This is a genomic window from Streptomyces sp. ISL-100 (assembly GCF_018614615.1).
GTDB lineage: Bacteria > Actinomycetota > Actinomycetes > Streptomycetales > Streptomycetaceae > Streptomyces.
Map to the genome: position 1 here is coordinate 1 of NZ_JAGGOK010000027.1, position 26,844 is coordinate 26,844.

The 26,844-nt window shown below is 69.6% G+C and carries 26 protein-coding genes and 1 pseudogene; 16 read left to right on the forward strand and 11 right to left on the reverse strand.

Annotated features, from left to right (window positions below; all coding sequences use genetic code 11):
* Window positions 1-23: 23 nt before the first annotated feature.
* The 5 genes from J7E89_RS11950 to J7E89_RS11970 form a co-directional block, all read right to left on the reverse strand.
* Complete coding sequence (locus J7E89_RS11950; RefSeq protein WP_251060432.1) at window positions 24-938, reverse strand: carbohydrate ABC transporter permease; 915 nt, start codon at window positions 936-938, stop codon at window positions 24-26.
* Window positions 935-2,329: an ABC transporter permease subunit gene (locus J7E89_RS11955; RefSeq protein ID WP_214972528.1), complete on the reverse strand. Its 1,395-nt coding sequence runs from the start codon at window positions 2,327-2,329 to the stop codon at window positions 935-937. Before J7E89_RS11955 ends, J7E89_RS11950 begins: the two co-directional genes overlap by 4 nt.
* An 11-nt stretch (window positions 2,330-2,340) precedes the next feature.
* Complete coding sequence (locus J7E89_RS11960; protein WP_214972529.1) at window positions 2,341-3,672, reverse strand: ABC transporter substrate-binding protein; 1,332 nt, start codon at window positions 3,670-3,672, stop codon at window positions 2,341-2,343.
* Entirely contained in the window at window positions 3,669-5,330 is a 1,662-nt protein-coding gene (locus J7E89_RS11965; protein WP_214972531.1) for a glycoside hydrolase family 13 protein, read from the reverse strand. The genes J7E89_RS11960 and J7E89_RS11965 overlap by 4 nt, the downstream gene beginning before the upstream one ends.
* Window positions 5,331-5,550: 220 nt before the next feature.
* On the reverse strand, window positions 5,551-6,825 hold the full coding sequence (locus J7E89_RS11970) for an ABC transporter substrate-binding protein (protein WP_214972533.1): 1,275 nt from the start codon (window positions 6,823-6,825) through the stop codon (window positions 5,551-5,553).
* Window positions 6,826-7,005: 180 nt separating this feature from the next.
* Between J7E89_RS11970 and J7E89_RS11975 the strand changes: the two genes are divergently transcribed.
* Genes J7E89_RS11975 through J7E89_RS11985 form a run of 3 tightly spaced genes read left to right on the forward strand, consistent with a single transcriptional unit; the run spans window position 7,006 to window position 10,559 of the window.
* Window positions 7,006-7,512: a PadR family transcriptional regulator gene (locus J7E89_RS11975; protein ID WP_214972534.1), complete on the forward strand. Its 507-nt coding sequence runs from the start codon at window positions 7,006-7,008 to the stop codon at window positions 7,510-7,512.
* Window positions 7,509-8,261, forward strand: coding sequence for an ABC transporter ATP-binding protein (locus J7E89_RS11980; protein WP_214972536.1), 753 nt, complete (start codon window positions 7,509-7,511; stop codon window positions 8,259-8,261). The genes J7E89_RS11975 and J7E89_RS11980 overlap by 4 nt, the downstream gene beginning before the upstream one ends.
* Window positions 8,262-8,264: 3 nt before the next feature.
* Entirely contained in the window at window positions 8,265-10,559 is a 2,295-nt protein-coding gene (locus J7E89_RS11985; RefSeq protein WP_214972539.1) for an FtsX-like permease family protein, read from the forward strand.
* Between the two features lie 174 nt (window positions 10,560-10,733).
* On the opposite strand, the gene J7E89_RS11990 is transcribed toward J7E89_RS11985, so the two are convergent.
* Window positions 10,734-11,072: an STAS domain-containing protein gene (locus J7E89_RS11990; RefSeq protein ID WP_214972542.1), complete on the reverse strand. Its 339-nt coding sequence runs from the start codon at window positions 11,070-11,072 to the stop codon at window positions 10,734-10,736.
* A 318-nt stretch (window positions 11,073-11,390) separates the two neighbouring features.
* Here J7E89_RS11990 and dnaK point away from each other — a divergent pair, with 318 nt between their 5' ends.
* From dnaK to J7E89_RS12020, 6 genes are all read left to right on the forward strand, one after another.
* Window positions 11,391-13,274, forward strand: coding sequence for a molecular chaperone DnaK (gene dnaK / locus J7E89_RS11995; protein ID WP_214972545.1), 1,884 nt, complete (start codon window positions 11,391-11,393; stop codon window positions 13,272-13,274).
* Window positions 13,271-13,906, forward strand: a complete 636-nt coding sequence (gene grpE, locus J7E89_RS12000; protein WP_214972548.1) for a nucleotide exchange factor GrpE — start codon at window positions 13,271-13,273, stop codon at window positions 13,904-13,906. Before dnaK ends, grpE begins: the two co-directional genes overlap by 4 nt.
* Before the next feature lie 44 nt (window positions 13,907-13,950).
* Entirely contained in the window at window positions 13,951-14,943 is a 993-nt protein-coding gene (locus tag J7E89_RS12005; protein WP_308315444.1) for a zinc-dependent alcohol dehydrogenase family protein, read from the forward strand.
* A 71-nt stretch (window positions 14,944-15,014) separates the two neighbouring features.
* Window positions 15,015-15,467, forward strand: coding sequence for a YbhB/YbcL family Raf kinase inhibitor-like protein (locus tag J7E89_RS12010; RefSeq protein ID WP_214972551.1), 453 nt, complete (start codon window positions 15,015-15,017; stop codon window positions 15,465-15,467).
* A 59-nt stretch (window positions 15,468-15,526) separates the two neighbouring features.
* On the forward strand, window positions 15,527-15,832 hold the full coding sequence (locus tag J7E89_RS12015; protein ID WP_214972554.1) for a cupin domain-containing protein: 306 nt from the start codon (window positions 15,527-15,529) through the stop codon (window positions 15,830-15,832).
* A gap of 18 nt (window positions 15,833-15,850) precedes the next feature.
* Complete coding sequence (locus J7E89_RS12020; RefSeq protein ID WP_214972557.1) at window positions 15,851-16,999, forward strand: CapA family protein; 1,149 nt, start codon at window positions 15,851-15,853, stop codon at window positions 16,997-16,999.
* A 32-nt stretch (window positions 17,000-17,031) separates the two neighbouring features.
* Here the strand turns inward: J7E89_RS12020 and J7E89_RS12025 are convergent, their stop codons facing one another.
* Together J7E89_RS12025 and J7E89_RS12030 are read right to left on the reverse strand one after the other, a co-directional pair.
* Window positions 17,032-17,952, reverse strand: a complete 921-nt coding sequence (locus J7E89_RS12025; protein ID WP_251060444.1) for an ADP-ribosylglycohydrolase family protein — start codon at window positions 17,950-17,952, stop codon at window positions 17,032-17,034.
* Window positions 17,953-17,957: 5 nt separating this feature from the next.
* Window positions 17,958-18,707: a protein phosphatase 2C domain-containing protein gene (locus J7E89_RS12030; RefSeq protein WP_308315445.1), complete on the reverse strand. Its 750-nt coding sequence runs from the start codon at window positions 18,705-18,707 to the stop codon at window positions 17,958-17,960.
* 247 nt (window positions 18,708-18,954) lie between these two features.
* On the opposite strand from J7E89_RS12030, the pseudogene J7E89_RS42345 reads away from it, so the two are divergent.
* The 3 genes and pseudogenes from J7E89_RS42345 to J7E89_RS12045 all read left to right on the forward strand — a co-directional run.
* Window positions 18,955-19,044, forward strand: a pseudogene (locus tag J7E89_RS42345) (hypothetical protein); the annotation flags it as partial.
* A 130-nt stretch (window positions 19,045-19,174) separates the two neighbouring features.
* A complete protein-coding gene (gene tgmB, locus J7E89_RS12040; RefSeq protein WP_214972563.1) occupies window positions 19,175-20,101 on the forward strand; it encodes an ATP-grasp ribosomal peptide maturase in 927 nt (308 codons plus the stop codon).
* Window positions 20,102-20,213: 112 nt separating this feature from the next.
* On the forward strand, window positions 20,214-22,211 hold the full coding sequence (locus J7E89_RS12045; protein ID WP_214972566.1) for a transglycosylase domain-containing protein: 1,998 nt from the start codon (window positions 20,214-20,216) through the stop codon (window positions 22,209-22,211).
* 78 nt (window positions 22,212-22,289) lie between these two features.
* On the opposite strand, the gene J7E89_RS12050 is transcribed toward J7E89_RS12045, so the two are convergent.
* On the reverse strand, window positions 22,290-22,634 hold the full coding sequence (locus tag J7E89_RS12050; RefSeq protein ID WP_251060435.1) for a hypothetical protein: 345 nt from the start codon (window positions 22,632-22,634) through the stop codon (window positions 22,290-22,292).
* Between the two features lie 100 nt (window positions 22,635-22,734).
* Window positions 22,735-23,064: a hypothetical protein gene (locus tag J7E89_RS40790; protein ID WP_251060436.1), complete on the reverse strand. Its 330-nt coding sequence runs from the start codon at window positions 23,062-23,064 to the stop codon at window positions 22,735-22,737.
* Between the two features lie 187 nt (window positions 23,065-23,251).
* On the opposite strand from J7E89_RS40790, the gene J7E89_RS12060 reads away from it, so the two are divergent.
* From J7E89_RS12060 to J7E89_RS12070, 3 genes are all read left to right on the forward strand, one after another.
* Window positions 23,252-23,932 (forward strand): TIGR03086 family metal-binding protein, encoded by a 681-nt coding sequence (locus tag J7E89_RS12060; RefSeq protein ID WP_214972579.1) that lies wholly within the window; start codon window positions 23,252-23,254, stop codon window positions 23,930-23,932.
* Window positions 23,926-24,324: a hypothetical protein gene (locus J7E89_RS12065; RefSeq protein ID WP_214972580.1), complete on the forward strand. Its 399-nt coding sequence runs from the start codon at window positions 23,926-23,928 to the stop codon at window positions 24,322-24,324. Before J7E89_RS12060 ends, J7E89_RS12065 begins: the two co-directional genes overlap by 7 nt.
* Window positions 24,325-24,490: 166 nt before the next feature.
* Entirely contained in the window at window positions 24,491-24,883 is a 393-nt protein-coding gene (locus J7E89_RS12070; RefSeq protein ID WP_214972583.1) for a hypothetical protein, read from the forward strand.
* Here the strand turns inward: J7E89_RS12070 and J7E89_RS12075 are convergent.
* Window positions 24,835-25,458 (reverse strand): hypothetical protein, encoded by a 624-nt coding sequence (locus J7E89_RS12075; RefSeq protein ID WP_214972585.1) that lies wholly within the window; start codon window positions 25,456-25,458, stop codon window positions 24,835-24,837. The genes J7E89_RS12070 and J7E89_RS12075 overlap by 49 nt on opposite strands.
* A 243-nt stretch (window positions 25,459-25,701) precedes the next feature.
* On the opposite strand from J7E89_RS12075, the gene J7E89_RS12080 reads away from it, so the two are divergent.
* The gene (locus J7E89_RS12080; RefSeq protein WP_214972586.1) at window positions 25,702-26,826 is read left to right on the forward strand and encodes a haloacid dehalogenase-like hydrolase; all 1,125 of its coding nucleotides are present in this window, start codon (window positions 25,702-25,704) and stop codon (window positions 26,824-26,826) included.
* The last annotated feature ends 18 nt before the right edge of the window (window positions 26,827-26,844 follow it).

Sequence of the window (26,844 nt, forward strand, 5' to 3'; positions counted from 1 at the left end):
CCGGGGCCGGGGGCGTATCCGCGTCACTTGACGGAGCCTGCCATCACCCCTTGCACGAAGTGCCGCTGGAAGGCGAAGAAGACCGCCACGGGCACGATCAGCGAGAGGAACGCTCCGGGCGCCAGCACGTCCATGTTGCTGCCGAACTGGCGGATCTGCGACTGCAGTTCCACGGTGAGCGGCTGGGCGGAGCTGTCGGCGAAGAGCAGCGCCACCAGCATGTCGTTCCACACCCACAGGAACTGGAAGATCGCCAGGCTGGCGATGGCCGGGCGGCCCACCGGCAGGACGAGCCGGGTGAAGATCCGCCACTCGCTGCCGCCGTCCATCCGGGCGGCCTCCAGCATTTCGCGCGGTATCTCGGCGAAGTAGTTGCGCAGCAGGAAGACGGCGAAGGGCAGCCCGTACGCCACATGGAAGAGCACCACGCCCGGGATCGTGCCGAACAGACCCAGCTGGCCGAAGAGTTTCGCCACCGGCAGCAGCCCGACCTGCACCGGCACCACCAGCAGCGCGACCACCAGCAGGAACAGCCAGTCCCGGCCCGGGAACTCCAGCCAGGCGAAGGCGTATCCGGCGAGTGCGGCGATCACCACGACGAGGGTGGTGGTGGGCACCGAGATCAGCACGGTGTTCCAGAACGCCTGGGTGATGCCCGCGTTGCCGAGCAGAGTGGAGTAGTTGTCGAAGGACAACTGCCCCGGGCTGGTCAGGACCGTCCACCAGCCGCTCGCCGAGTTGTCCTGCGTCGTACGCATCGAGGAGAGAAAGAGCCCGGCGAGCGGGGTGACCCAGACGAGGCTGACGACGACGAGGAACGCCTGGACCAGGCCGTTGCCCAGCCAACGCCTCAGCCGCCCGGCCGGACGTCCCCGCACCGGCGTCGCCGGGGCGGGCCTTTGCTCCTTCGCGGGGACGGTGGCAGTGGCGGCGCTCATGACTGGCTCCTGCGGAAGCGGCGGACGTTGAAGACCATGGCGGGGATCACCAGGAGGAGAAGCAGGACGCCGAGCGCGCTGCCGAGGCCCTGGTTGTTACCGCCGCCGAAGGACACCAGCCACATCTGGGTGGCCAGTACGGTGGCGTCCTCCTGCACCGGTCCCGGCGCGATGATGTAGACGAGGTCGAAGACCTTCATCACGTTGATCACCAGGGTCACGAACACCACGGTCAGCACCGGCGCGAGCAGCGGCACGGTGATCTTGCGGAAGACCTGCCACTCGTTGGCGCCGTCCATCCGGGCCGCTTCGAGCGTGTCGCGCGGCAGGGTGGAGAGCCCGGCGCCGATGAGCACCATGGCGAAGCCGGTCCAGATCCACAGGTACGCCCCGATGATGGCCGGGGTGACGAGGGCCGGCCCGAGCCACGAAATACCTTCGTAGGGCTGGGCGAAGTTCGCCGCCGGCAGCCGTACGGTGTACGAACCCGGCGCCAGATCCTGGAACCGGTAGGAGCCGTCGGCCGCGGTGTTGGCGGTGGCGACCGTCTTCCCGTCCCGTACGGCCTCGACCCGCATCTGCGGCAGTCCGCTCTCGGCCTTGTCGACCGCGCCCTGCTTGCCACCGCCGCCCGGCGCGAAGTCCAGGTAGACGACTCCGCGCAACTCGTCGCGGCCCGCCTGCTGCTTGGCGCCGGGGAGCGCCTCCTTCGCCCCGGCGGGAAGCTCCTTGGGCTGTACGCCGACGAGCCCGAGGTTGACCGTACTGCCAGGGGAGGCCGCTTGGTCCGTACCGTACGAGCCGTCAGCCGCCCTGGTCAGGCCCTGCCCCTCACGGGCGCGGGCGGTCGGGTAGGAGGAGGCGCCCTGGAAGGCGTCGTGCACGCCGACCACGGTCGCGTTGAGTACGCCCTTGTCGGGGTCCTCCTCGTACGCCAGCCGGAAGATGATGCCCGCGGCGAGGAAGGAAACAGCCATCGGCATGAACAGCAGCAGCTTGAACGCGGTGGCCCAGCGGACCTTCTCCACGAGCACGGCGAGGATGAGCCCGAGCCCGGTGAGCAGTGTCGGAGCGACGACCACCCAGATGGTGCTGTTACGGATGGCCGTGAGTGTGGCCGGGTCGCGGAATATCTCTGCGTAGTTCTCGCCGCCGACGAAGCGGGTACCCGGGGCGTCGAAGAAGCTCCGGCCGACCGAGAACAGGACGGGGTAGACGACGAGGGCGCCGAGCAGGAGCAGCGCGGGCAGTACGAACGCCACGGCTACGATCCGCATGCGCCGCCGGGCGCGGCGCCGGTGGTCCGTATGCCTGTCGTGCCTGTCGTCCGGTCGGGGGCCCTTCACTGTGCCGGGCCCTCCCTTTGTGCCGGGTGCGGTGACCGTGGTCATGACGGTCCGCCTCAGCCTTCGTACGACTTGGCTGCCGCGTCTTCCAGCCGGTTCGCGGTGGAGCGCGGGTTGGACGGGTCGCGCAGGAAGTCCTGGAGGATCTTCCACTCGCCGGTGCCCTTGGTGCCGCCGAAGGACGCCGGCGCCTGGTCGGACATGTCGAACCGCACCGAATCACCCGCGTCGGTCAGCGACTTGGCGATCTTCCGGCTGGTGTCGTCACCGTAGGCGGCGGGTTCGACCTTCTTGTTCGGGGACAGGAAGCCGCCCGCCCCGGCCCAGACGGCGGCCGACTCGGGGCTCGCCAGGTATTCGAGGAACTTCATGGCGGCCTTCTGGTTCTTGCCGTCCTTCAGGACGACCGCCGCGTCGCCGCCGCTGACCACCGGTGCCTCGCCGCCCTCGACCGCGGGGAAGGGGAAGAAGGAGACGCCCTCACCGGGCTTCTTGCCGAACTGGTCCTTCGCTATGCCCGCGACGAAGTCGCCCTCGTACACCATCCCGGCCTCGGGCTCGGGGCCGAAGACCTTCTCGACCGAGCCCGGGAAGTCGGTGCTCAGGGCGCCCTTCTGGCCGCCGTTGATCAGTTGCTTGTCGGAGAAGAGCTTGCCGAGAGTGGTCAGCGCCTTCACGACGGTGGGGTCGGTCCACTTGATCTTGTGGGCGGCGAGCTGGTCGTACTTCTCGGGGCCGGCCTGGGAGAGGTAGATGTTCTCGAACCAGTCGGTGAGCGTCCAGCCGTCCTCACCGGCGACCGAGAAGGCGGAAAGGCCCGAATCCGCCACGGTACGGCCGGACTTCAGCATCTCGGCGTACGTCGTCGGCGGCTTGACGCCGGCCTGGTCGAGAGCGTCGGGGCTGTACCAGACGGTCGACTTGTGGGCGGCCTTGAAGTACAGGCCGTAGAAGTCGTCGCCGACAGTGCCGTACTTCTTCCACACACTGGCGTAGTTGGTGTCGACGGACTCCTCGGTCGTACGGGAAAGCGGCTCCAGCCAGTCGTTCTTCGCGAACTGCTGCAGTACGCCGACCTGCGGCACCATCACCACGTCGGGGGCGTTGCCGCCCTCGATCTTGCTGCCGACGACAGTGGAGACGTTGTCCCCGGTGGAAACGAACCGGGTCTTGGCGCCGGTCTTCTCGGTGAAGGCGTCGAGCACCTTCTGGAAGTTCTTCTGCTCGGTGCCCGACCAGACACCGGCGACGGTGATCGTCTGGCCGTTGAGCGCCTTGTCGCCGCCGCCCGCGGTGGTGACGGGGCCGCCGCCGCAGGCGGTCGCGCCGAGCGCGAGGACGAGAGCCGTGCAGCACGCGAGCGTGGTGGTGGTGCGTCGTTGCGTCATCGTGAAAGTCCCATCGAGTCGTCGGTGTCGGTGTTGTGGGAGGTGTCGTCGCTGATCCACCAGGCGGCGGTGGATCCGGGGAGGAGGCCGGCCGGGCAGGGCCCGCTGGCCAGCAGAGGGGCGCCGGGGACCGGTGCGGGCACCGGGGCGGTCCCGAAGTTGACGGCGCAGACCAGGCCGTCACCGCGGACGAAGGACAGCACTCCAGGAGCGCTCTCCAGCCAGCGCAGGGTGCCTTCACCGAGCTGCGGCAGGCTGTGGCGCAGCTGAAGCCCGTCGCGGTAGAGGTGCCAGAAGGAGCTGGTGTCGGCGAGCGCGCGGTCGGTGGCGTGCTCGGCGAACCAGTCCGGCTGCGGCAGCCACGGCTTGACGTCCACGGCGTCCGCGCTGAAGCCGAACGGTGAGGCGTGGCCCGACCACGGGAGCGGCACCCGGCAGCCGTCGCGTATCCGCGCCCGGCTTCCGGTGCGGCGGAAGATCGGGTCGGTGAGCACCTCGTCGGGCAGGTCGAGCACTTCGGCCAGGCCCAGTTCCTCGCCCTGGTAGAGGTACGCCGCGCCGGGCAGCGCCAGCATCAGCAGTGCGGCGGCGCGGGCTCGGGCGGTGCCGAGGCCGCTGCCCTCGGTGCCGTGGTCGCCGTAACGGGTGACGGTGCGGACCTGGTCGTGGTTGTTGAGTACCCAGGTGACGGTGGAGCCGGTGCCGGCGATGTCCTGCATGGCCTCGGATACGACCTTGCGGAAGTGGTCGGCGTCCCAGGGGGCGCTGAGCAGGTCGAAGAAGAAGGCCTGGTGCAGTTCGTCGGGGCGTACGTACAGGGCGTGTTCGCGGGTCGTCGGTACGGACACCTCCCCGACCAGCAGCCGCTCCCCGCCGTCGCGCGCGGTGTACTCCTCGCACACCGACCGCCAGTGCCGCCACACGTCGTGCACCTCGGGCTGGTTCCACGCCAGCGGGTTGACCGAGTCGCGGGTGCGGGCGTCGGCCTCGGGGTCCGGCGAGTCGGGCAGTTCGGGGTGCTTGAAGAGTCCGGCGGCCACGTCGATGCGGAAGCCGTCGACGCCGCGGTCGAGCCAGAAGCGCAGCACGTGGTCGAAGTGGGCCCCGACCTCGGGGTTGCGCCAGTTCAGGTCCGGCTGCTCGGGCGTGAACATGTGCAGGTACCACTGGCCGGGGCTGCCGTCCGGCTCGGTGACCCGGCTCCAGGCCGGACCGCCGAACATCGCGTGCCAGTTGTTGGGCGGCTCCTCGCCGCCCGGGCCGCGCCCCTCGGCGAAGTGGAAGCGGGCACGCGCCGCGCTGCCGCGCCCCGCGCCGAGTGCCTCGCTGAACCACGGGTGCTCGCTGGAGCAGTGGTTGGGGACGATGTCGAGCAGCACCTTGATGCCGAGCCGCCGGGCGCCGGTGACCAGCCGGTCGAACTCGCCGAGGTCTCCGAAGACCGGGTCAACATCGCAGTAGTCGGCGACGTCGTAGCCGTGGTCGTGCTGGGGCGACGGATAGAAGGGGCTCAGCCAGATGCCGTCGACCCCGAGTTTCTTCAGGTACGGCAGTCCCGCGCGGACGCCGGCGAGGTCGCCGATGCCGTCCCCCGTGCTGTCCAGAAAGCTACGGACGTACACCTGGTACATCACCGCGTCGCGCCACCAGTTGTGCATCACCCGTTGACCTGTTTCTACGTGAAGGGGTGCGCGCGGCCAGAAGACCAGAAGAGGTGGGCCGCGCTGTTATGCATGCATGTTAAGTAGGCGTGACGAGAGGGTGTCAACGACTGAACAGAAAGCTGCGCAAAGTTGGGGTATTATGCCCGGATTTGACTTGAGCACAGGCACGTTCGCAGGTCTGCCATCTACCTAACAAGTAACTAGCGGGATGGGCTCAGCCCTGGCGACGCGCGATGGCGGCCAGCTCTTCGGCCAGCCTGCGCACAGCCACCGCCGGCGACTGCTGCTGCGTCATCGCGTCGTGTACGACCGCCTGCACGGCCAGGCTCACCTGGTCGTAGCGCGGGCTCTTGGGACGCGGCGCGGCCGCGAGCACACTTGTGCGCAGGGCCGGCAGATAGGGATATTTCCGTACCAGATCGGCATCCCCGTACAGATCCGCCAGCACAGGCGGCAGCGCGCCTTCGGTGAGCACCTTGCGCTGCACCGGTTCGCTGGTCAGATACGCGATCAGATCGGCCGCCGACTCCGGGTGCCGGGCATCAGCGCTGACCGCGAGATTCGAGCCGCCGAGCACACTGGTGCCCGGCCCGTCGGCACCCGGCAGCGGCACCGCGCCGAACTTCCCCGCGACCTCGGAGTCCTTGCCGGAGATTCCCGCGTAGGCGTACGGCCAGTTGCGCAGGAAGAGCAGCCGGCCGTTCTGGAACGCCTCCCGGGACTCCTCCTCCTTGTACGTCAGCGCTTCGCGCGGGATCCACCCGTCGCGCACGCCACGGGCCAGGAAGCCGAGTCCGTCCCGGGCGGCGGCCGAGTCCACGGTGACGCGCTCCCCCTCGTCGCCGAGGATGCTGCCGCCCGCCGAGTACACCGCCTCGGCCGCGTTGACGGTCAGCCCTTCGTACGGCAGGAACTGACCGGCGTACCCTCCGAGCCCGTGCCTCGGGGCGATGGTGCGCGCCTGGCGTTCCAGCTCCTGCCAGGTGCGCGGGGGCCGTTCGCCCTCCCGGTCCAGGATGTCCTTGCGGTAGAAGAGCATCCCTGCGTTCGTGACGTACGGAACGGCATACAGCTTGTCGTCGTACGTCGCCGTGCCCACCACCGGCGGCAGGAAGCCCTTCAGCGGGAAGCGGTCCCGGTCGAGCGGGGAGATCCATCCGGCGGCGGCGAACTCCGGGGTCCAGGCGACATCGATATTGAGAATGTCGAACCGGCCCCGGTCCGAGCGCAGTCCGGTGACCATCTGCGCGTGGGTCTCGTCGGCGGAGTCGGGCAGCTCGACGAGCGTGACCTTCTCGTCCGGATGCGTACGGTTCCAGCCGTCCAGCAGCGGGCCGAGGTAGTCCGTGAGGTCCCCGGCCGTGGCGAGGGTCATCGGGCCGCGCCCGTCGTCGCGCGCCCCGCCCCCCGGCGCGTCCGGGGCGACGTATCCCGCCACGACGACCGCGGCGACCAGCAGGCCCCTACCGGCGGCACGTATCCACCGCATAGGTTCCTCCCTGTACACCGGCGCCGAGCACCCTCGGCGTGACGGGCCATGTATACCCGTTAGGCATGGGCGATACTAGGGCCTGCGACAGAATGACGAGGCGATCCGGACCACACTGCGAACCGCGGCCAGAATCACTGTGCAACAGGCATGCAGACGACGCAAAGGAGGAGAGCACGAGTGCGGCTGCCCCTCCTGGCTCTTCTCGCACGCGGACCCGCCCATGGTTACGAACTGAAACAGGACCTTGAGCAACTGCTGGGTGCCGAGTACCCTCAGCCGAACGTCGGCCAGATCTATGTGACTCTGGGACGGCTGGAGAAGTCGGGCCTGATCGAGGGCGAAGAGGTCGCCCAGTCGAGCCGGCCCAACAAGAAGGTCTACCGGCTCACGGATGCCGGGCGGGAAGCACTGCAGGTCTGGTTCGAGGAGACCTCGGACGAGCCTCGGGTGCGGGACGACTTCTTCATGAAGCTCGCCCTCGCTCCCCGGACCGGCCTCGCCGACCAGATCGCGCTGATCAACAAACAGCGCCGTCAGTACCTGAACACCATGCGCAATCTGTCGAAGCTGGCCGCCGCCGACAACCGGGAAAACCCCATCGCCCATCTGCTCGTCGAGGGCGCCATTCTGCATCTGCAGGCCGACCTCGACTGGCTGGAACGCTGCCAGGAGGAGCTGGAATGAGCGACACCCCCGTTCCCGCTCTGCGCGCCGAGGGCCTGGTCAAGACCCACCACGGCGAGGGCGCGCCGGTCCGTGCCGTGCGCGGTGTGGATCTCTCCGTACGGCAGGGTGAGTTCGTCGCCGTCACCGGACCGTCGGGCGCCGGGAAGTCCACGATGCTGCATCTGCTCGGCGGCCTCCAGCGGCCGGACAGCGGCAGCATCTGGCTGGACGGCGCGTGCACCGACTCCTACAGCGAGGCCCGCTGGGCGGTGGAGCGCCGCCGCAGGATCGGCATCGTCTTCCAGTTCTTCAACCTCGTGTCGAACCTGACCGTCGCCGACAACGTCGAGCTGCCCGCACTGCTCGCCGGTACGTCCCCCAAGCGGGCCCGCGCCGAGCGCGAGAGCCTGCTGGCGGAGCTGGGACTTCAGAGCAAGGCGCGCAGCATGCCGGGCGAGCTGTCCGGCGGTGAACAGCAGCGCGTCGCACTGGCGCGGGCGCTGGTCAACCACCCCGGGCTGCTGCTCGCCGACGAGCCGGCGGGAAGCCTCGACAGCAAGGGCACCCGTGAGGTGATGCGGCTGCTGACCCGCTTCCACCAGCGCGGCCAGACGATCGTCCTGGTGACCCATGACGCGCGGCTCGCCAGCGCCGCGGATCGCGTGATCAGCTTCTACGACGGCCGGATCGCCGACGACGCGGAGCTCGACGACGCCACGGGATCGCCGGGTACGGGCATATCCTCCGTGCTCGAACTGAAGGACTGAGCCGTGCGAGCCACCCTGCGCTGGGCGCACGCCGATCTGCGTACGCATCGCGGTGAAGCGCTCTTCATCGTCCTCGCCACCGCCGGAATCATCGCCTCACTGCTGCTCGCCACCGCGCTGTTCGGTTACGCCACCAACCCCTGGCAGCGCGTCTTCACCCGGGCCAACGGCGCTCACCTGTGGATCCACACCGGCCCGTCCGCCGACGCGGCCCGGCTCGCCGCGCTGGACGGCGTCGAATCCGTGTCGGGCCCCTACCGCACCGCGTCCGCCACGGTGGAGTCGCGCGGGACCCGCGCGACCGTGGAACTCCGCGGCGCCGATGACACCCCGCCCACCACCGGGCGTCCGCTCCTGGATTCCGGGCGGTGGCTGGACCCCGGCACGCCTGACGGCGTCGTACTGGAGAGGGATCTCGCCCGCGCCCTGTGGGTGGAAACCGGCGACTGGCTTACCCTCCCGGGCAGCCCGCGCCCCCTGACGGTGCTCGGTGTCGCGGACCATGCCGAGCCCCGGTACAGCCCCGGAGAGCGGTCCGGCACCGTCTGGGCGCTGCCGTCGGTCGTGGAACGGACGGGCGAGCGCACCGGACAGGTCGTGGGGCTGCGGCTGAGCGACCCCGGCGACACGGACTACGCCGTACAGCGATCCGTGACCGAGCTCGGTGCCGGGGCCGTCACACAGGTCTCCAGCTGGCAGCAGGCGCGCGCCGAGGCGCAGGGCGACACCCGGCTGCTCGGCCAGGTCCTCGGACTCTTCGGGCTGGGCGCCCTGCTCGCCGCGGCGCTGGCCGTGTTCGGCGCGATCAGCACCCGGATCCGGGGTCATCTGCGGGACATTTCCGTACTGAAGGCGATCGGCTTCACACCCGGCCAGGTGGTACGTGTCTTCCTCGCCCAGCACGTGGCGTTCGCGCTGCTGGGCACCGTGCTGGCGACCGTACTCATCGAGACGCTCGGCAGCGGCATCCCGGGCAGGCTCGGCGACGCGGTCAGGGTGTGGCAGGGACTGCCCGGCCATGCCGCGGCGCTGCTCGCGGTGCCGGTCGGTGCGGTGCTGTTCATCGGCGCCACCACGTGTCTCGCCGCCTGGCGGGCGGGCCGGGTTTCGCCCGTGCCCGTGCTGCGGTCGGCCGGTCCCGCCGGGAGCCGGCTCTCCGGTCCGGCCCGCAGGGCGCTGGGGCTGCGGCTGCCGCCGGCCCTCGTCCTCGGCCTGCACCGGACGTTCACCCGCAGTCCCCGCTCGATGGCCACGATCGCGCGCCTCGCCCTGCCGCTGGTGCTGATCACGGTCGCCCTCAGCGCGTGGACGACCGTCGAGCGCTTCGAGAGCAAGCCCGAACAGCTCGGTCTCGCGGCCGCGCTCACGGCCCGCGCGGACAAGGGACTCGACGACCGTGAGGCGCGCGCCCTGCTCGAAGCCGACGACCGGGTCCGGGCCGCCCACCCGGGCGTGGAGGTGACGGCGCTGGTACCGGGCCAGACCGGGACGATCGCGCTGCGCGGTCTCGGCACCCGCGAGGAGCCGTATCCGTTCACGCTGGCAGCGGGCCGCCCGGCGCAGGGACCCGACGAGGCGGTGGCCGGGCAGGGGCTGCTGGACCTGCTGGACGTACAGGTCGGTGACTGGATACGGATGACGGTCGGCGGGCGCCCGCAGATCCTGCACATCGTCGGCCGCAGTATCGAGCCGGAAAACTCCGGCCGCGTCATCTCGACCTCGCTCGACACACTGCGGGAGAACGACCCCGGGCTCCGGCCGGCGCTCTATCAGCTCCAGTTGCGCCCCGGCGCGGACCCGCACGCCGTCGGCGCGGCACTGACCGGGGCGTCGGACGGCCGGCTGGACATCCGCGAAGTGACCAACCCGGCCGGGGGTCCGGCCCCGCTGCGCGGCGTCGTACTCGGACTGATCGCCGTACTCGCCCTGATCGGGCTGACCGAACTGTCGACGGTGATCGGCGGCAGCGTACGGGAGGGCGAGCGGGACCTGCTGGCGCTGAAGGCCGTCGGACTGTCTCCGCGCCAGATCACCGCCGTGACGGTAACGGCCGTCGCCGGCACCGCCCTGGCCGCCGCCGTCGTCGGCGCGGCGCTGGGAGTGCCGCTCGCCCGCCTGCTGATCGACGCCCAGGGCCGGTCGAGCGGCATCGGCGCGGGTATCGCGCAGACCCCGTCGCCGTGGCTGCTCGTCCTGCTGGGCGCGGCGGCGGTGCTGGGCGCGGCCGCGCTCGCCACCCTGCCGGCCGCTCGCGCCGCGCACCGCCGCCTGGCGGACACCCTGAGCGCGGTCGCCTGAGCCGGGTCCGCTCAGGACGATTTCGACCACACGTACAGGCTGCCGCTGACCGAGCTGAACCTGTACTCATATCCCTCTTCACCACCGGTCGTTAGTGCGAACTGCACGCAACTTGGCGATCAACCGCCCGAGGGCCCTGAGGAGAACCGCTCCGGGGCGGCGACCGCCGCAAGGTCAGGCGTCGACGGCCGCCTGCTCGTTCTCGATGGTGAACGCGCTGCCGGTGTGGGACAGCCGCAGGAGCCGGGCCAGCGCGCGCGGGACGGCGCACAGCCGCAGCTCGGTTCCGTTCGTTTTCGCCGTACGGGCCGCGGCCAGCAAGGCGTTCAATCCCGAGCAGTCGCAGAAGGTCAGGCCCGCACAGTCCACCAGGACTTGCCGGCGAGTGGCCACGGCAGCCTGGAGGGCCTCTCTGAGATCCGGGGCGCCGACGACGTCGAGGTCCCCTGCCACGGTGATCCGGCAGCTGTCGGGTCCGGTGGCGTCAACGCCGACCTGAATCGTGTCGTTCACAGCGCCCCCTTGGGAAGGTGGACGGACTGTTCATCCAGAGAAACCCCTGACCGGCCGTCCTGTCCACCCCGGCCGGCGACAGCGACGAACCGTGGCCGTCGCACCGTGGATATCTTGACAATCGCGTCGACGCGTTTTATCCAGGTTTTGAACAAGGTTCCCCCATATTCGCAGGTCAGAGCGGTTGGGAGGTGCGCGCGGTGGCCAGCTCTGAGCCATCTGGCCACTGACGTGTGACCATGAAAATGACGCCGCACGCGGCTCCGCCCGGGCATGGCGCGCCGCCGTGGAAGTGGAGCACAGGGTGAGGAGAAGGCAATGGCACGTGCAGTGGGTATCGACCTCGGTACGACGAACTCTGTGGTCTGCGTGCTGGAGGGCGGCGAGCCCACGGTCATCACCAACACCGAAGGCGCCCGGACCACCCCGTCGGTGGTCGGTTTCGCGAAGAGCGGTGAGGTGCTGGTGGGTGAGATCGCCAAGCGGCAGGCCGTAACCAACATCGAACGCACCGCACGATCGGTGAAGCGCCATGTGGGCGAGGCACAGTGGCGTTTCCCCGACCACGGGGACATCGACGGCAAGCGCTACACCGCGCAGGAGATTTCAGCGCGGGTACTGCAGAAACTCAAGCGCGACGCCGAGGCCTATCTCGGCGAGGACGTGACGGACGCGGTCATCACGGTTCCGGCTTACTTCAACGACTCGCAGCGCACAGCGACCAAGGAGGCCGGGGAGATCGCCGGCCTGAAGGTGCTGCGGATCATCAACGAACCGACAGCCGCGGCGCTCGCCTATGGCCTGGACAAGGAGAACGACCAGACCATCCTCGTGTTCGACCTCGGTGGCGGCACGTTCGACGTATCGCTGCTGGAGATCGGTGAGGGCGTGGTCGAGGTGAAGGCCACCAACGGTGACACGCACCTGGGTGGTGACGACTGGGACCAGCGGGTCGTGGATCACCTGGCCAAGCAGTTCAAGAACGCGTACGGCATCGACCTGTCCAAGGACAAGATGGCCACGCAGCGGCTGCGCGAGGCCGCCGAGCGGGCCAAGATCGAGCTGTCGGCCGCGACCGAGACCACGATCAACCTGCCCTACCTGAGTGCGTCGGCCGAGGGCCCGCTGCACCTGGACGAGAAACTCACGCGCTCGCAGTTCCAGCAGCTGACCGCCGACCTTCTGGAGCGGTGCAAGGCTCCGTTCCACAACGCGGTCAAGGACGCGAAGATCAAGCTCTCCGACATCAACCACGTGATCCTGGTGGGTGGTTCGACCCGTATGCCGGCGGTGACCGAGCTGGTCAAGGAACTGACCGGCAAGGACCCGCACAAGGGCGTCAACCCCGACGAGGTCGTCGCCATCGGCGCCGCGCTCCAGGCCGGCGTGCTGAAGGGTGAGGTCAAGGACGTTCTGCTGCTCGATGTCACGCCGCTGTCGCTCGGTATCGAGACCAAGGGCGGCATCATGACGAAGCTCATCGAGCGCAACACGACGATCCCGACCAAGCGCTCCGAGATCTTCACGACGGCCGAGGACAACCAGCCGTCGGTGCAGATCCAGGTGTTCCAGGGTGAGCGGGAGATCGCGGCGTACAACAAGAAGCTCGGCATGTTCGAGCTGACCGGCCTGCCGCCCGCACCGCGCGGGGTCCCGCAGATCGAGGTGTCCTTCGACATCGACGCCAACGGCATCATGCATGTGGCCGCCAAGGACCTCGGCACCGGCAGGGAGCAGCGGATGACCGTCACCGGTGGCTCGGCGCTGCCGAAGGACGACATCGAGCGGATGGTCCGTGACGCCGAGCAGTACGCGGAGGAGGACCACAGGCGCCGCGAGGCCGCCGAGACGCGCAACCAGGCCGAGCAGCTCGTCTACCAGACGGAGAAGTTCCTCAAGGACAACGAGGACAAGGTTCCGGGCGACGTGAAGAGTGAGGTCGAGACCGCCGTCACCGAGCTGAAGGAAAAGCTCAAGGGAGAGGACACCGCCGAGATCCGCTCGGCCACGGAAAGGGTCGCGGCCGTCTCCCAGAAGCTCGGCCAGGCCATGTACGCCCAGGCGCAGGGACAGGCGCAGGGCTCGGGTGGGGCCACGGGCGGCGCGGGCGAGAGCGGGGCGCGCGCGGAGAGCGGCGCGGAGGAGGACGTCGTCGACGCGGAGATCGTCGATGACGACAAGCAGCAGGGAGGCGCGGGATGAATCGCCCGACCGACGGTCGCGGCCACCCCGGTGCGCCGTCGCTGGAGATCGTCCGGGACGGACGAAGGCGTGGCTCCCAGGATTCGCTTCCGACCCGCGCCGCCGCCCGGCGCGAGGAGCAGGCCGAGCGGGCGGAGGGGGCTGAGCGGGCGTCGGCCAGCCACGGCGGGACCGACCTCGTACCTCAACCCTCCCGTGAGGAGGCGCTGCGTGCACAACTGCGGGAACGCACGGCCGACCTGCAGCGGGTGAAGGCCGAGTACGACAACTACCGCAAGCGGGTACGCCGCGATCGCCTGGCGGTCCGCGAGATCGCCGTGGCCAACGTACTCGGACGGCTCCTGCCCGTGCTCGACGCCCTTGCGGAGGCCGACGAGCAGGGCGAGGTGGAGGGCGGCTTCGAGCGCGTCGCCGAGGTGCTGCGGTCCGAAGTGGCCGCCCTGGGCCTGGAGCCGTTCGGGACGGCGGGCGAACCCTTCGATCCGTTCGTGCACGAGGCCGTGTCGTACAGCTATTCCGACACGCTGGAACGCCCCATCTGCACCGAGATCCTGCGCCCCGGGCACCGGGTCGGTGACCACCTCCTGCGGCCCGCCCAGGTAGCGGTCGCCGGACCTCCGACGGGCCCGTGAAACCAGAGGTCGCAGGGGCGGGGCGTACGATCACATCCGCCTGGGTGGTCGAGCGCCCGGGCCCGATCGGGTCCGCACCGCTGCGGCTCGTGGAGCGCGGGATTCCGGAGCCCGGGCCGTACGAGCTGTTGGTGCGCGTGCGCGCCTGCGGGGTGTGCCGGACCGATCTGCACCTGGCCGAAGGCGACCTGGCCCCTCGCAGACCGCACTGCACGCCGGGCCACGAGGTGGTCGGCGAGGTGGTCGCGGGCGGGCCCGCCATCGGGGTCGGGTACGGGTTTCGCGTCGGTGACCGGGTGGGCGCGGCCTGGTTGGCGGGGACCTGCGGGCAGTGCCGTTACTGCCGGACGGGACGGGAGAACCTGTGCCCGGGCTCCCGCTACACCGGCTGGGACATCGACGGCGGATTCGCCGGCCACCTCGTTGTGGACGCCCGGTTCGCCTACCGGCTGCCCGAAGGGTGGAGCGACGAAGAAGTAGCTCCCCTGCTGTGTGCGGGGATCATCGGCTACCGGGCACTTCAGCGGGCCGACCTGCCGCCGGGCGGCCGGCTGGGCATCTACGGATTCGGAGCCTCGGCGCACCTGACCGCCCAGCTCGCCATCGCGCGGGGAGCCGACGTCCACGTCGTCACCCGCTCACCGACGGCGCAGCAGCTGGCCCTGGAACTGGGCGCGGCCTCGGCGGGAGCCGACGCACCCCCGCGGCCGCTGGACTCCGCGATCCTCTTCGCACCGGCCGGGGATCTGGTGCCGGTGGCGCTGGCGGCTCTGGACCGGGGCGGCACGCTCGCGATCGCCGGGATCCACCTGAGCGCCATCCCGCCGCTGGAATACGCCCGCCACCTGTTCCAGGAACGGACCGTACGCAGCGTCACCGCCAACACCCGCGAGGACGGCCGGGCGTACCTCGCCGAGGTGACGAAACTGCGCCCCACGGTGCGGGTAACGAGCTATCCCATGAGGCTGGCCGACCACGCCCTGGAGGACCTGGGGGCCGGACGGATCACCGGGGTGGCGGTGCTCGTCGCGCCGTGAACAACTGCGCCACTCGGTGCATCTTCCGACCGGCTCGGCAGAGCCGCACCGCTGAGGGGTACCACTTCCGCATGGCTGGTATCGAACTCAAGAGTTCCGCATTCAACGACGGAGCGCTCATCCCGCGCCGCTACGCCATGGAAGGCGAGAACGTCTCCCCCGCCCTGTCCTGGTCCGGGGTGCCGGACGGCACGTCAGAGCTGCTGTTGCTGTGTGAGGACCCCGACGCGCCGAGCGGGACCTTCGTGCACTGGCTCGTCACGGGCATCAATCCCGCGAGCACGGGCGTGGAAGCGGGACAGACACCCGACGGCGGACAGGCCCTGATGAACGGATTCGGCGAGTCCGGCTGGGGAGGTCCGCTCCCTCCCCCCGGCGACAAGGCTCATCGGTACTTCTTCCACCTCTACGCGCTTTCGGAGGCTGTCGATCTGGCCGACGACGCGAGTGCCGCGGATGTGCACGCCGCCGTGGACAAGCAGCAACTGGCCAGCGGCACACTGGTCGGCCTCTACCAGCGCTGAGTCGTGGAAGGGACCTGACTGCGCGCGCGGCGAACCGTCGGACTGCGAGGAGAAGGCCGATGACGACAACGGCTCGTGCGAGCGTGCAGCATGAAGACGAGCAAGTGCGCGTCACACGTTGGGACTTCGAGCCCGGAACGCGTACGGGACGCCATGTGCACGAGTATGACTATGTGGTCGTGCCCGTGGTTGACGGCCGGATCAGCGCCGTCGCGCCCGACGGGTCGGTGACCGAGTCACAGTTGCGGGCCGGGCAGTCGTATGCCCGGTCGGCGGGTGGCGAACACGATGTCGTCAACACCGGCGGCTCATGGCTGGCATTTGTCGAGATCGAACTCAAGCCACTACGTTCCGTGACCGCGTGAAGCCGATAAAATTGGGTCATGGGCCAGGCCCTGGTGACGCTCCTGCTGAGCGGCGACGTGATGCCGGGCCGGGGTGTCGACCAGATCCTTCCGCACCCCGGCGATCCGGAGCTGCGTGAGGGGTACATCCGGGACGCGCGCGATTACGTCTCGCTGGCCGAGGCCGCCAACGGCCCGATCCCCGCGCCCGTGGACCACACCTGGCCCTGGGGAGCGGCGCTGGACGTGATGGATGCCGTCGCACCCGACGTCCGGGTCATCAACCTGGAAACGAGCATCACGACGAGCGACGATTTCGCTCCCGGCAAGGCCGTGAACTACCGGATGCACCCGGCGAACGTACCGTGTCTGACCGCTGCTCGGCCCGATGTGTGCGCGCTGGCGAACAACCACGTACTGGACTTCGGATACCGCGGCCTGGAGGAGACGCTGGACGTTCTGCACGGTGCGCGGCTCGTGCCCGCCGGGGCGGGGCGGGACGTGGCCGAGGCGCGGCGGCCGGTGGCGGTCGCCACCAGGGGCGGCGGGCGGGTGGTCGTGCTCTCGTGCGGGATGGCGTCCAGCGGGATCCCGTCACGGTGGGCGGCGACGGAAAACCGGCCGGGCGTCGATTTCGTACCCGATCTGTCGGTCCGCAGCGCGGACGCCCTCGTACGGCGGCTGCGGGCCGCGCGCCGGGACGGTGATCTGACGGTCGTCTCGATCCACTGGGGGTCGAACTGGGGGTACGCGGTGGCGCGGAGCCAAATCGCCTTCGCACGGCGGCTGGTCGACGGTGGTGTCGACGTCGTGCACGGTCACTCCTCGCACCATCCGCGTCCGGTCGAGGTCTATCGGGGCAGGCTCATCCTGTACGGCTGCGGGGACCTCATCGACGACTACGAGGGCATCACGGGGTACGAGCGCTACCGCGACGACTTGCGGCTGCTGTACTTTGCGTCGCTGGACGCGGGCACGGGCGAACTGGCCGCTCTGCGGATCGCCCCGATGCAGGCCCGGCGGATGACGCTGCACCACGCGTCGGCGCCGGACGCCGGCTGGCTGTGCGAGGCGCTGACCAGGGCCGGCGAGGCCTTCGGTACGGTGCTGGAGCCGGAGCCCGGCTCCGACGGCTTTCTCAGGCTCCGTTGGTCCGAGCGCGTCGTAGGACGTCGTACGGCCTCGTAGGTCGAACCCGGAGCGAGGGCGATGGCCGGTGGTCAGGCTCCGAGGTGGTGTGCGAGGTCGAGCAGATGCGGTAGACGCAACACCCGCCCGCCGGATCCCGGCAGGGGAACGTGCAGAAGGTCGGTCCAGCGAGTGGGTATCGAGTCCAGTCCGTAGTACGCGCCCGCCAGGCCGCCGGTGACCGCGGCGACGGTGTCCGTGTCACCACCGAGGTCGATCGCGGCGCGTACCGCCTGCTCGTAACTCCCCGTGGTACGTAGGGCCCAGACGGCGGAGCCCAGGCATGGCCAGACGGCTCCGTTGAACTCGGTGGCCTGATCGGGGTGCCAGTCGGCGGCGAGGACCGTGGCGTATCGCGGGCGGTGGTCCGGGTGGACGTGGTCCAGGATGCCGGGGAGGGCCGCGAGGGGCTCGGTGCCGTCCAGGGTGACCCGGATGAGTTCGTGGAAGACGGCTGTACCTTCCCAGGCGGCGCGGTCGCCGTGGGTGAGGGCAGCGATGTGGCGGGCGGCGTCCATGGTGGCCTGCCGGCCTCCGGGCGCGAAGTACACCGCGGAGGTGGCTGCCCGCATCAAGGAGCCGTTGCCCGCGGCGTGCTGGTTGACCTGGAAGTGGATTGCGGCGGCCAGGTCCCACGGCATGCCGTTGGTGAGGACGTCCTCGGTCTGCAGGCCGATGTCCTTTGGTTCGGACGCCGCCCATCGCTGGAAGCGCGCGAAGATGTCCGGCAGCTCCAGTCCGCCCCGCTCCAGCAGCGACTCCCCCACCAGGACGGCCATCTGTGTGTCGTCCGTGGCCTCGCCGGGGTCCCACCCACCGCCGCCGCACATCTCGCTGCCGTCGCCGGGTTCGGGGAACCGCGTGGAGAACGCTCCCGCCGGCCCGAACTCGAAGGGGCCGCCGAGTGCGTCGCCGACCGCAGAGCCGATGACCGTACCGGCGGTCCGCCGCATTCGTTTCACGGCGTCAGGTTATCGGGGGCGCCGGGTGGAACGCTTGCCGCGACGGGGAGGAGCAGCGCCGTAACGTTGTCGTGCCCGCCCGCGTCCAGGGCGTGTCCGACCAGCGTTCGGGCGTCTTCCAGAAGCCCGCTGCCCGGCGAGGACGCGCGCCGGGAAGGGGAAGTCAGCGCAGCCCGCAGTCCACCGGCATCGGGCAGGTACCGCCACAGTCCATCGGTGCACAGCAGCAGCCGCCCCGGCACCGACGGCCGGTAGCTCCGGATGCGCGGTTCCGGTTCGTCGGCGTCGGCTCCCAGCCAAGCGGTGAGGGCCTCGTGCTCACCCGTGTCGTCCTCGGTCAGCGCCATCCCTGTCCCCTCGTCGGGCAGCCAGTAGGCGCGGCTGTCGCCGATCCAAGCGCTCCAGATACCTTCCGGACCGGCGATGCCCGCCACATACGTGCAGGCCGGTGCCGCATCGATCGACGCGGCCAAGGCGGTGACCGCGCGGCTTGCCCGGACGGCGGCATCGCTGAGCGCGACCTCCGGCAGAACACCCGCCCCCAGCCGTTCCGCGAGGGTGGTCATGCCGACTTCGGCCGCGACTTGAGCGGCTCTTTCCGCTCGGGGCGACATGGAAACGCCGTCGCAGACGACACCGATGGTCCACCTGCCGGTCGTGGTCAACGCCATGGCGTCCGCGTTGATGCCGCGTCGCTTACCCCGGTCGCTGACTCCCGCCGCACCGTCGTCCGCCGTAATCTCCACGTGTGAGCGGAAGCCGGGCTGTGCCTCACCGCAGTCCCAGCAATAGCCATCGGGCGCAATCGTTCCGCCACACAGAACACAGCCTGAAATCTCGGTCATCAATCGCGATCATGTCAGACGCGCCCTGGCCGCGCGGCTCCTCTCGGCTCACACCAAACGGGGGTAGCGGAAAGTAGTGAACTCCCTACATGTCCGGTACGTACTGACCCACGAACACCGTTGACCGGTCACGCGACGAGGGGGCCACATGCAACCGTTCGTACCGAACTACGCTCGGCAGAATGAAGGGACGGGGGCGGGGGCGGGGAGCCCGGTTCCGTACGGATACAGCACCGCTCTCCAGCTGAACGTGCTGTCCGGCGGGCGTCCCGCCATCAGCGACCGGGTGCTGCTCCTGGGCGACCAGCACCACGACGTCCACGGCCGGTTCCCAGACGCACTTCGACGACTGACCGGCCGGCACGCCGATGACGGTGTTGATTCTGACGTGCCATCAGGATGTCACGACCGACCTGGTGGTGGCCAAGCTGCACGAGCGGGGCGTCCCGCTGGTGCGCCTGGACCCCGCTGGTCTCCCCGGCGAAGCCGGTCTGTCGGCCGAGTACGTCCGTGGTGACTTCCACTGCTACCTGTCGGCGGACGGGCGCATGGTCAGCTCCCAGGCTCTGAGCTCCATCTGGGTACGACGGCCCGGCGAGCCCGCGGCGCACGCCCCCGAGCCGTCGCAGTGGCTCACCGCCGAGACCGGACAAGCCCTGTACGGGGCGCTGTACTCGACCACGGCACGCTGGATGAACCATCCCCGACAGGCGGCGCAGGCCCGCCTCAAGCCCTGGCAGCTGCGCTTCGCCCACCAGAGCGGCTTCGCCGTGCCGCCCACCGTCATCACGACCTTCCCGCGGGTGGCCAAGCAGTTCGCGGCGCAGTACGGGAAGGTCGTGGTGAAGTGCCTGTCCGGGCCGCCGCGCAGGGAACCCCCGGTCTCCCTGCCCACCACACTCGTCGAGCCCGGTACGGATTTCGCCGACGTCGCGGCCGGCCCCACGCTGCTTCAGCGCTACGTCCCCAAACGGGCGGACATCCGGCTGACGAGCGTCGGTGGCCGGACGTTCGCCGCCCGGAAGCTCTCCGCGTACGGGCAGGTCGACGGACGCTACGGCGATACGGGCCACGTGTGGGAGCCCGTCGGCGTACCCGACCGCATCGCGCGGGCGGTTCGCGACTACACGGAGCTGGCAGGCCTCGCCTACGCCGCTTTCGACTTCGCCGAGGACGCCGAGAAGGTCTGGTGGTTCCTGGAGTGCAACCAGGGTGGTCAGTTCGGCTTCGTGGAGCTGGAGACCGGCCAGCCGATCGCGGAAGCGGTCGCGTCCTGGCTGGCTCCGCAGACGTGAGAGTCGTTCACGGCGCCGCCGCCGGCCCCCTGAACAGGTGGCCGTCACACCGCGTAGTAGGGAGCGGCAGGATGGACCGTACGGAGAAGGGCGAGCGTCTGTGATGCGTCGAATGGGACCGAAAGCGTGGGGGCGGCCGCACCCGCCTTCCGGCAGGAGCCGCCTGCTGCGCATCGACTACCCGCGCCGGGGCCGTCGCGGACTGTTGCGGTTGGTTCCGTCGTGGCGCCAGCTGCTGGGTCTCTCGCTGATCTGTTGCGCGGCGGTCGCCGCTCTCGTCGGCTACGTCTACTCCACTGTGCACATCGCGGACGTGAACGCCACCGCGCGAGCCGAAGCCAACGTCTATTACTGGGCCGACGGCACCCAAATGGTCAGTGTCGGGGCGATCAACCGGCAGAACGTCCCGCTGTCCGACATCCCGCCGTCACTGCAGAACGCCGTGATCTCGGCGGAGAACGCCGACTTCTACACTGACCCGGGGTTCTCCGTAGGCGGTCTGGGCCGGGCCGTGGTGAACATGGCCCGCGGCGGGGAGATCCAGGGCGGTTCGACCATCACGCAGCAGTATGTGAAGAACACGTATCTGACGCCGGAGCAGACCGTGGACCGCAAGCTGCGTGAGCTGTGCCTGGCGGTCAAGCTGTCCAGTTCCCTGTCCAAGCAGGAGATCCTCCAGGGGTATCTCAACACCAGCTGGTTCGGCCGCAACGCCTACGGAGTGCAGGCCGCCGCGATGGCCTACTACGGCATGGACGCCCGGGAACTCGATCCCGGGCGCAGCGCGCTGCTGGCCGCGCTGCTGAAGGGGGCTGAGCAGTACGACCCTTCCTTGAGCGAGGCGAACCACCGCCGGGCAGAGGCCCGTTGGAAGTACGTCCTCGACCGGCAGGTGGAGCTCGGCCACATGTCGCGGCAGGAGCGGGCTCAGTACACCGCCTTCCCGGAGCCGCGCCCGCAGACGGTGTCCACCGGCCTGTCCGGACAGACCGGCTACCTGGTGGACGTGGCGAACAAGTACATCGAAAAACGTACCGGGCTGACCGCCGCGGACCTGGGCCGCGGCGGATACAAGATCCGTACGACCTTCGACAGGACCAAGGTGGAGCAACTGCGGCAGACCGTGGACAAGGTCACGGCGCAGACGCTGGATCCCGAACGCCGGGTCGCCGACCGGGACGTCCAGTTCGGCGCCGCGTCGATACGCCCGGGCGACGGGGCGGTGCTGGCGCTGTACGGCGGCTCCGACGCGACGAAACACTTCACCAACAACGCCGACACCGCGGGTGTGCCGGTGGGGTCGGCCTTCAAGCCGTTCGTCCTGGCCGCGGCTCTTCAGCACGGTGTCCGTTCGGCGGGTACGGCCCCGCTGCGGCTGCCGGTGACCACCGACAGCTTCTACGACGGGACCGGCGTGCTGACCACCGGAACGCCGTGGCTGCTGCCGGAGCGATCGGCCACCGGTGCCATTCCCTTCTCCACCGGCTTTCCCACCACCCTGCGCCAGGCGTTGGTCGCAGGCGGCGACAGTGTCTACACCCGGCTCGGCGAGGACATCGGCCTGCAGAAGGTACGGGATCTCGCGGTCAGTACGGGACTGCTTCCGCAGAGCATGGCCCCCTTGGAGCGGCCCTTCTCCGTCGGCACCTCCACCCCGAGCGCCATCCGGATGGCCGACGCCTACGCCACCTTCGCCGAGGACGGCCGGCGGACGGACCCGTACTCGGTCACCGCGGTCACCTACCGGGGCACACAGCTGGAGGGGCTGGAGCGGCCGCCCGGCAGGCAAGTCCTGGAGACAGAGGTGGCCCGTGAGGTCTCCAGGGCGATGCGGGACGTGGCCGTGGACGCCTTGGGCCCGGACACCCTGCGCGCACTGGCGACGCCGATTGCCGCGGGCCGCACCGGTGACACCGACCGGCTGCCGGCCGCCTGGTTCATCGGCCACACGGAAGAACTGTCCACCGCCGTGACCGTCTTCAGGGACAAACCTGGCGAGGGTGGCCTGCTCCCGGTGACTGGAGTGGGCGGATCCGGGGCGGAGCGGGGCGACTTCCTGCCGCTGCGGGTGTGGTCGTCGTACATGACCGCGGCGCTTTCCGGACCGTAGCGACGTACGCGCGAAGAGGCCGACGTCCGAAAAGGGACGTCGGCCTCGGCTTGCTCAGCGTCTACCGGATGCCGGTGATCACGCGGCGCTCCCGTCGGCCGGCTTCTTGGTGGTAGCGGCGGGCCGCTTGCGGCCCACGGCGAGTGCGCCGGCCACCGCCACGAACGCGACCCCGCCCGCGGCGACCACCGCGCTGGAGACCTCGTTGCTCTGGACGGGCCCGCTCCTGGTATCGGCTCCGCCCACAGGGTGGAACCCACCGCCGCGTATCGCCGTGCCGTTGCCGCCGGAGTCGTTCAGTGGGTCCAGTTTGTCCTGGTACGCGGTCCCTTCGACGGCGGGCAGGGAAGAGGCGACTGCCGCGAGAGCCAGGGCGGCGGGCAGAGCGACGAGTGTGACGAGACGAGTGGTGCGCCGGGCCATCACGATCGTTCAATTCCTTTCTGGGTGTGTCCGGTGTGTTCGGTGTGTTCGGTGTGTCGCCGGGGCCGGGGGGTGCCTGTCATTCGCCGAGGCGCGACATTCATCGCTGCGGGCCGCCGACCGCTCCCAAGGGCGCCGGCATCTGCTGGGCGGAGTGCGGTGAGATGGACGCGACCGGGGCCGTCTCGCTCAAGTGCCCCACGTGCGGGCGGGCCCGGTCGGCGGTCTGAGTACCGGCGATGGCAGCGGTCGCCGGAGCTGATGCGGGCGCCTGGCTCTTGCGCTCGTCAGGCGCGTTCGCCACCGAAGACCAGGTACGGAGCCGGTGGCTGGCGGCCTCGTCGAGAGTCACGGGCGCGCCGCGCTGCTCGGCCAGCCGGCTCGCCTCCCGGCCGAGCGCGGCCACGTCGTCCCAGCGCAGAGTCAGCACACTACGGAGAGCTCAGCACCACCACCCGGAAGCCCTTGCATCATCGATTCCATGCGATCAGCCATGTCCGCTCCTGTCGTTGGCACAGAGACGTACGCAAGGTGTGGGCGGCATGTTCAAGGAGCGTTCTCAGCCATGGCCGGTAATCCACGTTGACAGTTCGTAAGCGTCCGCAGATCGTAAGCACATGCACACGAACTCTGAATGCTCGGACTTCGACCGCACACAACGCCTTCACGCGCAGGCCGTCCGGGACAGCGTCACCCTCGTACGCCGGGTGACCCGCGACGACCTGCCCCGGCCGACGCCCTGCGCCCAGTGGGCGATGAGCGATCTGCTCGCCCATATGACGGCCCAGCACCGGGGGTTCGCGGCGGCCGCGCTCGGCCACGGCCAGGACGCGGCGCACTGGACGGTCCGGCCGCTCGGCGACGACGCCGCCGCGCAGTACAGCGAGGCCGCCGAGCAGGTCATCGCCGCCTTCGCGACCGTGGATACCCCGGACCGCGCCTTCGCCCTCCCCGAATTCGCCGTCACCCACACATTCCCCGCCGCTCAGGCCGTCGGCTTCCACCTCGTCGACTACGTGGTGCACAGCTGGGACGTCGCCCGCAGCCTGGGCCTCGCGTACGCCCCAGGCCCCGAACTCCTGCGAGCCGCACTGCCGATAGCCCGTGCCGTCCCGGACGGTGCCTCCCGGCTGGCCCCCGACAGCCACTTCCGTCCCGGGCTGATCCCGGCCCCCGACGCGAGCACCCTGACTCGGATCCTGATGTCCCTGGGCCGGTCGCCGGACTGGCAAAGCCCGTCCCCGGATGCGGCAGCCGGACTGCCCCCCTGCGCGGCAGTCCACGACACGACATGTTGAGGTCCTCCTGGACGCCTGGCCAGGACCACGGCCGCAGCGGCCCGGTGCTCGTCAGCGTCACCGACTTCAGGCTCGACAGGATCACGGACCTGCCCGGCGTCTACCGCGCGGCCCGTCGGCTCGTGGCGGCCTGGCCTGAGCTGGAGGGGGCCCACGGGCTGTGGCTGTGGACCGTCCCCACAGCCCGTCGGTGCGGCGCCGTGGCCGTCTGGCGCGACGCGGCCGCCCTGCACCGCTTCATCGCCTGGCCACCCCATGTCGCGATCATGCGCCAGTACGAGGGACGCGGCACGCTGGCCTCAACCACCTGGCAGGCAGCGGAATTCGACCCGGTAAACACATGGCCCCGCGCGCGAGCCGCCCTCCGGGCCGGGCGGACAGACGCCACCTGACCATGCGTATCCGCTCGTCACGCGGCGGGCGGCGCGGCTGCGGACCGGAGCAGAAGGTCGAAACCGTGGAATTCTTCCGGCGGTTGGAGCGGCTGTCCGGGTACGCGCTCTTCCTCTGTACTCCGCAGGGCCGCACCCTGCTGCCCGGCGTCCGGCCCCCCGGCCCATGGCCCGCCGCCCTGCTGCCCTGCTGCCGTCCACGGTCGCATTCCGCCACAAGGACGGTCCCGCACAGGACTGTCCTCCCGATGACGGGCCGGTCGTACGGGCGTTGGAGGAGGCCGGGACCCCGCACCTCCTCCTGCATCGCCGGCAGGAGCTGTACGCGCTGGTCGCCGATTTCGACGACGTACTGGGCAGCACCCTCACGTATGTGCCGGGCACCCTGGCCGGCGCGAGCCGGGCGGCGGCGTGGGCGCCGGCCCGCGCCGCCGCCTCGCAAGAACCTCGCGTCCACGGCCGACCTCACCGAGGTGTGGCTCCTGCCACCGCCCTCAGTGTGTGTGCCGGTTACGCGCTCGCTGTGCTGGGCGCGGCAGCCGGCTCCTCCGTTGCCTGACCGTTCTTGACGACGCGGTAGTAGACGGACTTCTGCTGCTTGGTTCGTTCGCTCTGGTTCTTGGCGACCGATGCCTCAAGGGCGTTGCGCACCACCGTGACGCTGAGCGTGCGTTCGGGGTGTGCCTGTGCCAGCTCTTGGGTGACTTCGGCTGCCGACCGGGGTTCCTCGTGCTTGGCGAGGACGGCGACGACGAGTTCACGCAGGGGAGGCGAAGTCTTGTTCGCCTTCGCTCCGGTATTCGACTCCGCCGTCTTCTTGGAACGCTTGTCGGTGCCGGGGTTTGCCTTTGCGCGGCGCGCCCTGGGAACCGTTACGGCCGGTGCCGCCGCGGCCGCCTTACCCGTCTTGGCGACCTTGGCGACCTTGGACACCCTGGCTTTCTTCACGGGTGAACTGCCCAGTGCCGCCTGCATGCTGACCAGCAGTTCATGGTCCTTCTGCAGTGCCTCGAGCTGGGCCTGGAGGGCGGCAACCTCGGCCGTGATGCGTTCTTGTTCTTTGGTGTTGCGCTCGAGGTCGGTATCGACCTGCTGGGCGTATTGGGTCTGCAGAGTGGGGTTGCCTTCTGGCATGACAGCTCTCTTTCCTTGTACAACTGTTGGGGGCGGATGCTACTCACTTTTGTGGCTCTTGCAGAACCTCTGGTGCGAACTCCACTGCCACCCCTGAGGACAAACGCCCAACCGGCAAGCACCGGAATACCCAAATCGGCTCCGGTCACGCCTCCTTGAACGGTGACTTCCCTAACGGGCGTCGGGAGCGCGGCCAGCTACGATCGCGGGTCGCTGTGAAGATCGATCTCAGGGGTAACCAAGATGGCAAAGCGCACAAAGAGCAGGCTGGCGGTCCTCGGGACCGTAAGCGTACTGACCGGGGCTCTGGTGGCAGGGGCCGGTCTCATCGACACGCGTCCCGAGGCGAAGGCCGCGGATCTGTCCGGCCGGGCCACGGCCGAACTGCGGCACTGGCCCAAGCCGGTGGCGGACCGACTCGGCCACGTCATCTCGAAGAACGCCCACAAGGGTGCGTACGCCGTGTTCGACGCGGACAACACGACCTACCGCAACGACCTTGAGGAATCCCTCCTGCCCTTCCTCGAGATGCGCGGGGTCGTCACGCGCGAGTCGATGGACCCGTCACTGAAGACCATTCCCTTCAAGGACACCACGGGCCACAAGGAGAGCCTGTACAGCTACTACAACAGGCTGTGCGAGATTGACGACCAGGTGTGCTACCCGTGGGTCGCCCAGATTTTCTCGGGGTTGACGCTGAAGCAGCTCAAGGGGCATGTCGATGACCTGCTGGCGTACGGCAAACCGATTCCGGCCGAGTACTACGAGGACGGGAGGCTGACCAGGACCGAGGTCAAGGCGCCCGAGTTCCTGAGGGGCATGCAGGAGCTGTACAAGACACTGCGGGCCAACGGCATCGAGGTCTACGTCGTCAGCGCGGCCAGCGAGGAACTGGTCCGCATGGTGCTCTCCGACCCCAAGTACGGCTACCACGTGAAGCCGCGGAACGTCATAGGCGTATCAATGCTCCTCAAGGACCGCGCGACCGGCGATGTCACCACCGCCCGCAAGGAGATAGCGGCCGGCACATACGATCCCGCCGAACTGAGCGACCGCGAACTGACTCCGACGCTGTGGGCGCCCCTGACATGGTTCGAGGGAAAGCCCGCAGCGATCCGGACCTACATCGACGAGTGGCGCAAGCCGATTCTGGTGGCGGGTGACACGCCGGTGAGCGACGGCCCCATGCTGTTCCACAGCACAGATTCGAAGAACGCGGGCACGAAGCTCTGGGTCAACCGCAAGGACAAGTACCTGAAGCAGATCCAGGACATGCAGCGGTCCAATGCCGCCCGCCAGCGGGAGCTCGGTGGGCCGGTGACGGCCGACAAGCGGTGGCTGGTCGTCAAGCACGAAGAGATTCGCTAGCCACAAGGCGTTGTTCTC

Bases quoted from the DNA above. Each gene is read 5' to 3' on its own strand.
- dnaK (WP_214972545.1), top strand. From the start codon at position 11,391: ATGGCACGTGCAGTGGGTATCGACCTCGGTACGACGAACTCTGTGGTC.
- J7E89_RS11980 (WP_214972536.1), top strand. From the start codon at position 7,509: ATGAGCGACACCCCCGTTCCCGCTCTGCGCGCCGAGGGCCTGGTCAAG.
- J7E89_RS12045 (WP_214972566.1), top strand. From the start codon at position 20,214: ATGGGACCGAAAGCGTGGGGGCGGCCGCACCCGCCTTCCGGCAGGAGC.
- J7E89_RS12065 (WP_214972580.1), top strand. From the start codon at position 23,926: ATGTTGAGGTCCTCCTGGACGCCTGGCCAGGACCACGGCCGCAGCGGC.
- J7E89_RS11965 (WP_214972531.1), bottom strand. From the start codon at position 5,330: ATGCACAACTGGTGGCGCGACGCGGTGATGTACCAGGTGTACGTCCGT.
- J7E89_RS11950 (WP_251060432.1), bottom strand. From the start codon at position 938: ATGAGCGCCGCCACTGCCACCGTCCCCGCGAAGGAGCAAAGGCCCGCC.
- grpE (WP_214972548.1), top strand. From the start codon at position 13,271: ATGAATCGCCCGACCGACGGTCGCGGCCACCCCGGTGCGCCGTCGCTG.
- J7E89_RS12080 (WP_214972586.1), top strand. From the start codon at position 25,702: ATGGCAAAGCGCACAAAGAGCAGGCTGGCGGTCCTCGGGACCGTAAGC.
- tgmB (WP_214972563.1), top strand. From the start codon at position 19,175: ATGACGGTGTTGATTCTGACGTGCCATCAGGATGTCACGACCGACCTG.
- J7E89_RS12015 (WP_214972554.1), top strand. From the start codon at position 15,527: ATGACGACAACGGCTCGTGCGAGCGTGCAGCATGAAGACGAGCAAGTG.
- J7E89_RS12060 (WP_214972579.1), top strand. From the start codon at position 23,252: ATGCACACGAACTCTGAATGCTCGGACTTCGACCGCACACAACGCCTT.
- J7E89_RS12075 (WP_214972585.1), bottom strand. From the start codon at position 25,458: ATGCCAGAAGGCAACCCCACTCTGCAGACCCAATACGCCCAGCAGGTC.
- J7E89_RS12010 (WP_214972551.1), top strand. From the start codon at position 15,015: ATGGCTGGTATCGAACTCAAGAGTTCCGCATTCAACGACGGAGCGCTC.
- J7E89_RS12050 (WP_251060435.1), bottom strand. From the start codon at position 22,634: ATGGCCCGGCGCACCACTCGTCTCGTCACACTCGTCGCTCTGCCCGCC.
- J7E89_RS12020 (WP_214972557.1), top strand. From the start codon at position 15,851: ATGGGCCAGGCCCTGGTGACGCTCCTGCTGAGCGGCGACGTGATGCCG.
- J7E89_RS11970 (WP_214972533.1), bottom strand. From the start codon at position 6,825: ATGCGGTGGATACGTGCCGCCGGTAGGGGCCTGCTGGTCGCCGCGGTC.
- J7E89_RS12025 (WP_251060444.1), bottom strand. From the start codon at position 17,952: ATGCGGCGGACCGCCGGTACGGTCATCGGCTCTGCGGTCGGCGACGCA.
- J7E89_RS11960 (WP_214972529.1), bottom strand. From the start codon at position 3,672: ATGACGCAACGACGCACCACCACCACGCTCGCGTGCTGCACGGCTCTC.
- J7E89_RS12070 (WP_214972583.1), top strand. From the start codon at position 24,491: ATGGCCCGCCGCCCTGCTGCCCTGCTGCCGTCCACGGTCGCATTCCGC.
- J7E89_RS11955 (WP_214972528.1), bottom strand. From the start codon at position 2,329: ATGACCACGGTCACCGCACCCGGCACAAAGGGAGGGCCCGGCACAGTG.